Origin of the sequence: Helicobacter salomonis (genome assembly GCF_017979425.1) — a bacterium.
Classification (GTDB): Bacteria; Campylobacterota; Campylobacteria; order Campylobacterales; family Helicobacteraceae; genus Helicobacter; species Helicobacter salomonis.
On sequence record NZ_JAERIS010000017.1, the window covers coordinates 23,897 to 34,186 of the forward strand.

The 10,290-nt window shown below is 45.1% G+C and carries 9 protein-coding genes; 8 read left to right on the plus strand and 1 reads right to left on the minus strand.

Annotated elements, in window-relative coordinates:
- Nucleotides 1-130: 130 nt before the first annotated feature.
- The 8 genes from ppk1 (at nucleotide 131) to rseP (ending at nucleotide 8,447) form a co-directional block, all read left to right on the plus strand.
- Entirely contained in the window at nucleotides 131-2,152 is a 2,022-nt protein-coding gene (ppk1, locus tag KCO92_RS04795) for a polyphosphate kinase 1 (RefSeq protein WP_104696128.1), read from the plus strand.
- On the plus strand, nucleotides 2,145-3,182 hold the full coding sequence (gene pyrD, locus KCO92_RS04800) for a dihydroorotate dehydrogenase (quinone) (protein WP_104696129.1): 1,038 nt from the start codon (nucleotides 2,145-2,147) through the stop codon (nucleotides 3,180-3,182). Before ppk1 ends, pyrD begins: the two co-directional genes overlap by 8 nt.
- Nucleotides 3,183-3,244: 62 nt before the next feature.
- Nucleotides 3,245-4,537 (plus strand): M16 family metallopeptidase, encoded by a 1,293-nt coding sequence (locus KCO92_RS04805; protein WP_104696130.1) that lies wholly within the window; start codon nucleotides 3,245-3,247, stop codon nucleotides 4,535-4,537.
- Between the two features lie 9 nt (nucleotides 4,538-4,546).
- The gene (gene dapA / locus KCO92_RS04810) at nucleotides 4,547-5,425 is read left to right on the plus strand and encodes a 4-hydroxy-tetrahydrodipicolinate synthase (RefSeq protein ID WP_104696131.1); all 879 of its coding nucleotides are present in this window, start codon (nucleotides 4,547-4,549) and stop codon (nucleotides 5,423-5,425) included.
- A gap of 17 nt (nucleotides 5,426-5,442) precedes the next feature.
- Entirely contained in the window at nucleotides 5,443-6,213 is a 771-nt protein-coding gene (locus KCO92_RS04815; protein WP_104696135.1) for an enoyl-ACP reductase, read from the plus strand.
- 84 nt (nucleotides 6,214-6,297) lie between these two features.
- Nucleotides 6,298-6,834 (plus strand): phosphatidylglycerophosphate synthase, encoded by a 537-nt coding sequence (locus tag KCO92_RS04820; protein WP_233710514.1) that lies wholly within the window; start codon nucleotides 6,298-6,300, stop codon nucleotides 6,832-6,834.
- 9 nt (nucleotides 6,835-6,843) lie between these two features.
- Nucleotides 6,844-7,419, plus strand: coding sequence for a CDP-diacylglycerol--glycerol-3-phosphate 3-phosphatidyltransferase (pgsA, locus tag KCO92_RS04825; protein ID WP_104696133.1), 576 nt, complete (start codon nucleotides 6,844-6,846; stop codon nucleotides 7,417-7,419).
- A complete protein-coding gene (gene rseP, locus KCO92_RS04830; RefSeq protein WP_104696134.1) occupies nucleotides 7,419-8,447 on the plus strand; it encodes an RIP metalloprotease RseP in 1,029 nt (342 codons plus the stop codon). Before pgsA ends, rseP begins: the two co-directional genes overlap by 1 nt.
- Before the next feature lie 1,076 nt (nucleotides 8,448-9,523).
- Here rseP and KCO92_RS04835 read toward each other — a convergent pair.
- The gene (locus KCO92_RS04835) at nucleotides 9,524-10,141 is read right to left on the minus strand and encodes a tetratricopeptide repeat protein (protein WP_247598944.1); all 618 of its coding nucleotides are present in this window, start codon (nucleotides 10,139-10,141) and stop codon (nucleotides 9,524-9,526) included.
- Nucleotides 10,142-10,290: the final 149 nt, after the last annotated feature.

Genomic DNA, 10,290 nt, shown 5'->3' on the forward strand with positions numbered 1-10,290 from the left:
CTTGGGTGCTGTTCTACACATTCAATGTCGTTGCAAGCTGGCAAGGTCATTTGTCTTTAGTGTGCAGATGCATGTATGCATTGATTAAACCTTGTGTGATAGACTAGGTAACACTAATATAGGAAAAGTTGTGAATCTGTCGCATTTATATTTTAATCGAGAGCTCTCGTGGTTGCAATTTAATACCCGTGTGCTAGATCAAGTTTGCGATCCAAAATCACCCCTTTTGGAACGACTCAAATTCCTAGCCATTTATGGGACAAATTTAGATGAGTTCTATATGATTCGGGTGGCTGGGCTCAAACACCTGAGCGAAGAGGGAGAATTCAAAGTGGGAGTGGATCAAATGAGCCATGACGAGCAACTTAAACACATTCGCCATTACCTGCGGGCTGAACAAAAAGTGGTCCAGGAACAGTTTTTATATCTCAAAGAAAAACTCCATGAGGTGGGTTTGTCCTTAGTTGATGGAGTGCAGGAGCTTTGTCAAAGACATCAAGATAGGTTGCAAGATTACTTCGAAAACACGCTTTACCCATTGGTTGTGCCTATTGTACTAGACCCTGCACGCCCCTTCCCCTTTTTGAGCAATTTGAGTTTTGGTCTTGTGCTCAGTCTCAAGCGTCACAAGCATACGCATAATACCTATGGCATTATCAAAATCCCAGCTGTAGTCAAACGCTTTGTCGAGGTAGAAAAGGGGGTATTTGTACCTGTAGAAGAGGTGGTGCGCGAATTTGCACCTTTACTCTTTGAGCGGCATGATGTGCTCTCTAGCATGGCGTTTCGTGTCACCTGCGATGCGGATATGGAGATCATCGAAGATGAAGGGCATGACCTAGCCGAGCTCATCAGTGAAGGTTTACGCACGCGTAATCGGGGCGATGTCGTGCGCTTAGAAGTGAGTGGTGCGCATGAGGATTTATTAGACTTTATCAAACACAAGATGCCCGATGTAGATGTTTACAAAAGCGATATTTTATTGAACCTGGGTTCTTTGTGGGAATTGGTCAACACCAAGGGCTATAGCTCGCTCAAAGCGCCTGTTTTTCATCCTAAAGTACTGCCTCCTTTGAGTGATTTAGAAAGCCATGCGGATATGTTTGATCTACTGGACAAGCAGGATATCTTTTTATTCCACCCCTATGAAAGCTTTGACCCCATTGTGCAATTTATCGAGGACGCAGCCAAGGATGAGCAGGTGCTCTCCATCCGCATGACTCTCTATCGTGTGGGCAAGGAATCGCCCCTTGTCAAAGCCTTAACAGAAGCCGCTCCCCATAAACAGGTGAGCGTGCTCGTGGAGCTCAAGGCGCGTTTTGATGAAGAAAATAATTTGCACTGGGCTAGAGAATTGGAGGACGCGGGCGCACATGTCATTTATGGTGTGCCTAAGTTGAAAGTGCATGCCAAACTCGCCCTTGTGGTGCGCAAGGTAGACGATCAGATTAAAGAATATGTGCACTTGAGCACGGGTAACTACAATACTCAATCGGCTAAGATTTACACCGATATTAGTCTGCTCACTTCTAATAGAGAGATTGCCTACGATGTTTTAAAACTATTCCACTCCCTGAGCACAGGGGTTTCTGGTAAGACCCGCCTCAAAACTCTTTTTATGGCACCCCAACAGATTCGTGATCAAATGCACAGCTTGATCCAGTCTGAAATGCAGTTTAAAGAGAAGGGGCGCATTATCTTAAAAGCTAATGCCTTAGTGGACCCAGATATCATTCAAGACCTTTATGAGGCTTCGCGTGCGGGGGTTAAGATTGATTTGCTCATCCGCGGCATGTGTTGTTTACGCCCTCAAGTTCCGGAGGTGAGTGAAAATATCCGTGTTTTTTCCATTGTAGGGAAATACTTAGAACATGCCCGTATCTACTACTTTGCCCATGACTCTGCAAAGCTGTATTTTTCTAGTGCGGATATGATGACACGCAATTTAGACAAGCGCGTGGAGTTACTGATTCCAGCCCCCTCTAAGACAATCCAACGTAAGCTGTTCCATATTTTGCACACCCAGCTTAAAGACAATGTCCAATCTTACACACTCAAACCAGATGGTAGCTATCACAAAGTGCCATGCGAAGGGAATTGCTTCGATGCCCAAGCTTTCTTTGAAGAAGAAGTAGAAAGATCGCATGGCTAAAGTCTATGATGTCGCCAAGAAGTTCTTATTCCAATTAGAGCCTGAGAGTGCCCATGCATTGGCTGAACAGGCCTTAAAAGTGTTAGGCTGGTGTCCTTGGCTGACACGCCCTTACAAACACCCTGCATTGGAAAATGATATTTTGGGCATGCGCATGCCCAATCCTATCTGTTTGGCTGCGGGGTTTGATAAAGATGCCACCATGTTAGCCGGGTTAAACCAGCTAGGTTTTGGAGGGGTTGAGGTGGGCACAGCCACGCCCAAACCCCAGTATGGTAACCCTAAACCCCGTTTATTTAGATTCCTACAAGAAGAAAGTTTGCAAAACGCGATGGGGTTCAACAATAGAGGTATAGCGCCTTTGGTACACCGTTTGGAGCGTGTGCGTCCCTTGAATTGCCTTGTGGGGGTCAATGTGGGCAAAAATAAAAATACAACCCAGGAAAAGGCCTTAGAGGATTATCAGAAAGGTTTACAGATGAGCCTTGGAGTGGGGGATTACTATGTCTTTAATCTCTCCTCGCCCAATACTCCCAATCTTAGAGATTTGCAAAATAATGCCTTTGTGGGTGAACTCTTTGACATGGCGCGCGCTCTCACGCACAAACCCCTTTTTTTAAAGGTCGCCCCCGATTTGCCCAGCGATGCGCTTTTAAAAGTATGTGCTAGCGCGCTAGATTATGGTGCGCATGGCATTATTGCTACCAATACTACCACTGACTACACCCTCTTACCCGGGGCAAAGTCTTTTGGGGGGATCAGTGGACGCGCCCTGCAGACTAAGAGCAGAGAGGTTTTTAAACACATCGCGCAAGCATTTTTTGGCAAGGCTATCTTAGTGTCTGCAGGAGGGATTGATAGTGCACAAGAAGCCTATGCGCGTATTAAAATGGGAGCGCATTTTGTGCAGATTCTCACGGGTTTTATCTACCAAGGTCCACTGATCTGTAGACAAATCAATCAAGATATAGTAAAATTATTGCAAAGAGATGCTTTAGACTCTATTCGGGATGCCGTGGGGATTGGGTGATGATAGGATTAAAATTTTTAAGACCGGTTTTGCAGATTTTGACTTTAAGTTTAGGAGTGGTCATGCTGGATGCAGCAGAAAAACGAGGGTGTTTGGCTTGCGTGCCCTTGCCCAAATATTACAGCACAACTTTGGACAATGGTTTACAAGTAGTGGCTGTGCCTTTGGAAAATAAGAGTGGGGTAATTGAAGTAGATGTACTCTACAAAGTGGGCTCAAGAAATGAGGTGATGGGCAAGAGTGGTATTGCGCACATGCTCGAACACATGAACTTTAAAAGCACCAAGAACCTCAAAGAGGGCGAGTTTGATGCCATTGTGAAAGGTTTTGGAGGTGTGAGTAACGCCTCTACAAGCTTTGACTATACCCGCTATTTTATTAAGGCAAGCAATGCGCATCTGGATAAATCCCTGGAGCTTTTCGCCGAAATGATGGGGTCTTTGCAACTCAAAGAGGAGGAGTTTTTGCCTGAAAGGGAGGTAGTGGCTGAAGAAAGATTATGGCGCACAGATAATTCTCCTTTAGGTTATTTGTATTTCCGTTTCTTCAACACCGCCTTTGTTTATCACCCCTACCACTGGACTCCTATTGGTTTTATGGAGGACATCAAGAATTGGAAACTCAGGGACATTAAAGATTTTCACTCGTTGTACTACCAACCCAAGAATGCCATCGTGCTCGTGGTGGGGGATTTAGACCCTAAACAAGTCTTCGAACAGGCTAGAAAGTATTTTGCTCCTATCCAAAATAACACCGCCCGCAACATTCCCGGGGTTTATATGCAAGAACCCTTGCAAAATGGTCTGAGGGAAACCACGATTCATAAACAAGACCTCTCCTTAGAGTGGTTGGCTATCGGATACAAAGTCCCTCCATTCGCCCATAAAGATCAAGTAGCCCTCAACGCATTAGCCAAATTGCTCACCCAGGGGGACAGCAGTTTGCTCAAAAAGGATTTGGTGGATCAAAAGCGTTTAGCTTCTCAAGTTTTTGCACAGAATATGGAGCTCAAAGACGCGAGTGTATTTCTATTCATCGCAGGGGCTAACCAGAATGTGGAGGCACTCAAGATCAAGCAGGAGATTCTAAATATTTTGGATCAGATCAAACGTGGAGGAATCACCCAACAACAGCTCGATAAGGTCAAAGTCAACCATCGGGCGGATTTCATCGCCAGCTTGGAAGATTCTTCAGATGTTGCCGAGATTTTTGCAGAATATCTCACGCAGGGGAATCTTAAAGATATTGCAGAATACCAGGCTCGATTTGATGCATTAGAAGTAAAGGACATTGTGCGCGTGGCCAACGAATACTTCCGCGATGAAGTTTATAGTAGCGTTGTCCTAAAACCCTAGAGTGCTACCATGCATGCATTGAGCGCGTTAATTACCCCTTTTAAAGCGGATTTAACCCTCGATGAGGAAGCCTATATTGCCCTCATTGAGCGTCAGATCGAGCATGGCATGGATGCGTGTGTGCCCGTGGGCACGACGGGCGAATCAGCGACATTAACTCACCAGGAACACATGCGCTGCATTGAAATCGCTGTTGCAGTGTGCAAGCCCAGGGGCATCAAGGTTTTGGCAGGTGTGGGGAGTAATGCCACGAGCGAGTCAATCATGCTTGCTACATTTGCCCAAAAAGTGGGTGCAAGTGGGATTTTGTCTGTGAGTCCCTACTACAATCGGCCCACACAACAAGGACTTTTTGAGCATTATAAGACTATTGCTAATTCTGTAGAAATTCCCTTGATCCTCTATGATGTACCCGGGCGCACAGGGGTGCAGATTGCTACACAAACAGCCGCGAGGCTTTTCAAGGAGGTTGAGAATGTCGTGGGCATCAAAGAGGCTTCAGGGGCAATGCAACGACTTTCAGACCTAGATCGCTTCGCTGAGGGGATTTTAGTTTATAGTGGCGAGGACAAACTCAACCATGCCATTATGGCCTGCGGGGGCGTAGGGGTAATTTCGGTCACGGGGAATTTATTCCCCAATAAAATCTCTGCCCTGGTACAAGCCGCTCTCAAAGGGGATTTAGTTACCTCGCGCGCAATCCAAACAGAACTCTATGATATCAATACGGCACTCTTTTGCGAAACTAATCCCATTCCGATCAAGGCAGCCATGCACATGACTGGTTTACTGCCCCATTTAACATACCGGCTTCCCTTGGTAGCCCCTAGCTTGGACAACATGCACTATTTAGAAACCATCTTAGAAAAATATGAGGTACCGGTATGAACACAGCAGAGACAGAAATGCAGGGTAAAACTTTAGTGGTGAGTGGGGCAACCCGTGGGATTGGCAAGGCCATTCTTTACAAATTTGCGCAAAATGGCGTGAATGTGGCTTTTACCTACCACAAGAATGAAGAGGAAGCCCTTAAAATCGCTACAGAAGTCCATGATCTCTATGGTATCAAGGCTAAAGCTTACCACTTGGACATTCTGGAACCCGAACAATACATGGAACTCTACAAGCAAATTGATTGTGATTTTGAGCGGGTGGATTTTTTTGTGTCCAATGCGATCATTTATGGACGCTCTGTAGTGGGTGGATTCGCCCCTTTCATGCGCCTTAGACCCAAGGGATTGAACAATATCTATACCGCCACAGTATTAGCCTTTGTAGTAGGGGCACAAGAGGCTGCCAAGCGCATGAAATTGGTGGGTGGAGGTGCGATCGTCTCTTTGAGCTCCACAGGGAATCTGGTCTACATGCCCAATTACGCCGGACATGGCAATTCGAAGAATGCGGTGGAAACTATGGTGAAATATGCTGCCACCGACTTGGGGGAATTTGGAATCCGCGTGAATGCAGTAAGTGGAGGACCTATTGATACCGATGCGCTCAAGGCCTTTCCTGATTATGCAGAGATTAAACAAAAGGTCGAAGAGCAATCGCCCTTAAAGCGCATGGGTAATCCTACGGATTTAGCTGGGGCAGTATATTTCTTATGCGACCCAGCCCAAAGCGCATGGGTAACCGGACAGACCATTGTCGTGGATGGTGGCACGACTTTCAAATAATCAATGCGTGTGCGAATCCACGAGAGTCACGACCTCCAACTCGCTAGAAAGTATATTTTGTGTTCTAGCCTCTTGTGGTTGACAATGCTCTTTGTCACTCCAATAGTGGCGTTGGTTTTGTTACCCCAGATGACTCAGATCACTCAGGAAGAGCTTGCCAGAGTTTTGAAACCCTGGTGGGGTTTTTACCTTGTGTGGTGGTTTGCTGTGTTCGTAACTCAAGTGATCGGTTATTATAAACTCGCTAAGGTGAGTCGCAATCTATTGCTCTTTAGATGTGTCGCCTTTCCCTATGTCGCCGATGCGATCTTGTCTCTCATCGCACTCATTGCCTTTAAAGACCCTATTTCCATGCTCTCTTTCAAATCACTGAGCTTTTTCCTCTATGCCTATTATGACTACCGCCTCTTCGCGGAGCTCAGTCGTGTTACTCAAGATCATGTCTTTAAAAATGGGATCATACTTATCGGAATTGGTTTAACGCTTTCTCTGCTAGTTCTTGTAGGTGCCGGAGATTTAGGATTCTTGGTTTTAGGTTTACTCTTTTTAGTGGGAGCATTAGCAGGATGGGGAATGATCTTTATGGGTTTTGTGCGTCTTAAAGAGATTTCTTATCCTTAAGGGAGCGTTGTGCTAGCCAAATTCGCCCGCAACATTCCCAATATCTTAACTATCCTGCGCATTTTTCTGGCAATTTTTTTGCTCTTTTTTATTTTGCATGGGGAATCTATATTTAAGATACCCCAATCTTATATCAACTATACTGAGGCTGTTATATTTTTAAGTGCTGCGTTCACGGATTTTTTAGATGGCTACATTGCTAGAAATTACCACCTCAAAACTTTGTTTGGCGAAATTTTTGACCCTTTGGCGGATAAAATCCTCATCTTAGCCGCATTTTTAGGATTGCTCTATTTAGATCGCATCAATCCATGGATCCCCTTTGTGATCTTAGGACGCGAGTTTTTTATCGCCGGACTTAGAATCTCTGTTTCTAACATGGGTAAAAGTATTTCAGTGAGCCGTTTGGGCAAGTATAAAACCTTTTTGCAGATCATCGCTATCGCCTCCCTCTTAGCCGACTTGCACTTAGGAGGTGTGTTGGTGGGGCATTACTTAGTCGCCCTTGCGCTTTTTGCTACTCTCTACTCAGGCATGGATTATGTGATCAAATACTACCGCCTTGTGCGCGCGTTGGAGATTTGATGGGCTGGCTCTCTTCCATAGCGGCTTTGGGATTTTTGATCTTCTTTCACGAGTTGGGCCATTTCCTGGCCGCGCGTGCATGTGGGGTAGGGGTAGAGGTCTTTAGCATCGGTTTTGGGCGCAAACTTTGGCACAAGCGCTTAGGCAATACCCAATACGCCCTCTCTCTTATCCCTCTAGGAGGGTATGTTAAACTCAAGGGGCAGGAGAGTCAAGTAGAGAGCTCGGATAGCTACCTCAATCAACCTCCTTTGAAAAAGCTAGTGATTTTGAGTATGGGTCCCCTCTTTAATCTCTTGCTTGCCTTTGGTATTTATTTAGGTGTGGGTTTGGTAGGGCATACAAGTTTAGCTCCTGTAGTGGGCGCGCTCACCCCTGAGATGCCTGCCATCAAAAATGGAATTAAAGTGGGAGATCGCATTGTGGCGGTGAATGGGGTGGCTATTAGAGACTGGGAAGAGCTTTTCAAGGCTATCCAGCACACGCAGGGCTCTATCACGCTTAAAATCAAGCGCAATCATCTCTTGAATATCACTCTCACCCCAACCCCTAAAACCACTCAAAACGCCTTTAAAGAGCCCGTGCAAACTAAACTCATCGGCATTGCCCCGGCTAAAGAGCAAGTATGGGTGCGTTATGGCTTTTTAGAATCCACTCAGCGCGCCTTTAGTCAGCTTGTAGAGATGTGCACGCTGATTATCAAGGGGATTGGAAAGCTCTTTATGGGTGTAGTGAATGTGTCTGAGATTAGCTCTGTAGTGGGAATTGTGGATTTTATGGCACACCAACAAAGCTTAGCCTTGCTCTTAAGCATTGCCTTCATCTCGATCAATCTAGGGATTTTAAATCTCCTCCCCATTCCTATACTAGACGGAGGACAGATGGTAATCGTGTTGTTAGAAAGCCTAACAGGGCGCAAACTCAAACCCGCTTATATCGAAAAACTCAATCTCTTAGGACTGGTCTTGCTCGTCGTCTTGATGGCTCTAGGTTTGTTTAATGATGTGCACCGTCTAATGGGTTACTAAAGCCTCAAAAACGGCTCTTAGGAGTTTGACAAATTTTCAATATGTTGCTATTATTCGCCCTCATTTTCATGTTAGTGAGGGAAGTTTGGCATGGGGGAGAAACAGTCTGTAGTCAATTTTTTTGGTTTTTTACCAGCCACGCCGTAAAGCCCCTAGCTTTAGCTATGGGGATAGTTGGCTAGCACCAGCATGGCTGTGCTAATATTTGTGCAATCAAGGGGTAATACCCTTGGGGTTGGGGCATCAACCTTTGGAATAGGGAACGTAAGACTCCAAACGGAGCTGTCCTGCTTGAAGCCGCGATCTCCACTAAAGTTAGAATCCCCTAACTTTAGTTATGGGAGAGTATGTCAAGGATAGTCTAGCAATTACAAACAGCTATAAAGACCTTGCCTTGTATGCTAATTATCTCCACTACTTGTGAAGCACCCAAATGCTAAAGACATTTGGGCTTCCTTGGCCGATGTTGCCCGTAGGGAGAGTTTGGTTTTCACTCTGTGCCCTATAGTAGGGATTTTACAGAGTTTGAGCTCCAACGCATCCCCTACAGGTCTCACACATCAATCTGCCAAGGCGTAACTTTGCACACTTCCTGCGCTAGATACGAATGTATGGAGATATTATACCGCAAAATTAGTGGCATTCATCCCACCCGCTAAAGACGAGTGGGATTTCTGCCGGAGAGTCTTAAACATGTAAAACATCAAACATTTTTGACATTTGATGTTTTCTAGGCTTGTTGCCCGTAAAGAGTTTGCCCACTTTATGCTCCTATGGTAGCGACTTTTACAGAGTTTGTCCTCCAAGATATTTTGAGTGTGGCAGTTTCTTTTTGGAGACTGACTCGAATCCTACCTTAAAGCATGGAAAAAAACTCTGAGCACTCTCTAGCCCCTCCTCGGATCACACAACCCTACAAAGGGGTTTTTCACGATTGTTAAATCTCCCCCCAAAACAGTAGGAGCCCCATTTGTGTATGGGTAGCAAACAACGCAAACAAATGCATCGCGTCCTGCGTAGCAAACATGCAATTCGTCTAAAAACAAACATTGCCCGCTATAAGAAGATTTAGTTGTCTAATTGGCATTTAAGTGCCATATCGGACTACAAGCGTTCTTATACCCCATGTCACAAGCTTTTTGGGAATATCGTAGCGCTATTAATCTGTCTTTTTTAACACCTAGACCATGTCTATACGCCACCCCTAAGTTATTATAGGCTTTAGCATTCCCTAAATCTGCGGCCTTTTGGAAGTACGATACGGCCTTTGAATAGTCTCGATCGACACCGGTGCCATTTACATACATTAACCCTAAGTTATCAAAACCCTCAGAATCCCCTAAATCTGCGGCCTTTTGGAAGTACTGCAAAGCTTTAGAATAATCTTTGATTACGCCGCGGCCATTTACATACATCACCCCTAAACCACTATAACCTCTAGCATCTCCCAACTCCGCGGCTCTTTGGTAGTATTTTAGGGCTTTAGAATAATCTTTGATTACGCCATGACCTAAATCATACATGTACCCCAACCCATAATAACCTCTAGCATCTTTTATTTCTACCAACTTCTCCCAGCAAACGACAGATTTGCCATAATCTTTGTCGTCATTATAAGACTTTGCCAGTTTGTAGTATTGATCTGCTTGGCTATCAGCATAGCTAACTCCAGATGCTAGTACACATATTAGCAAAACATACGAGATATGTTTTCTGAAACTTATTGACATCTTGCATTCTCGTAAAATTTTATCTCCTCCCCCAACCCCTCTACCTCATTCTCTCACAACTCCCCAAACTAGGGGCTCTAAATCTTAAGCAGATAGGCTAAGACAAGCTACTT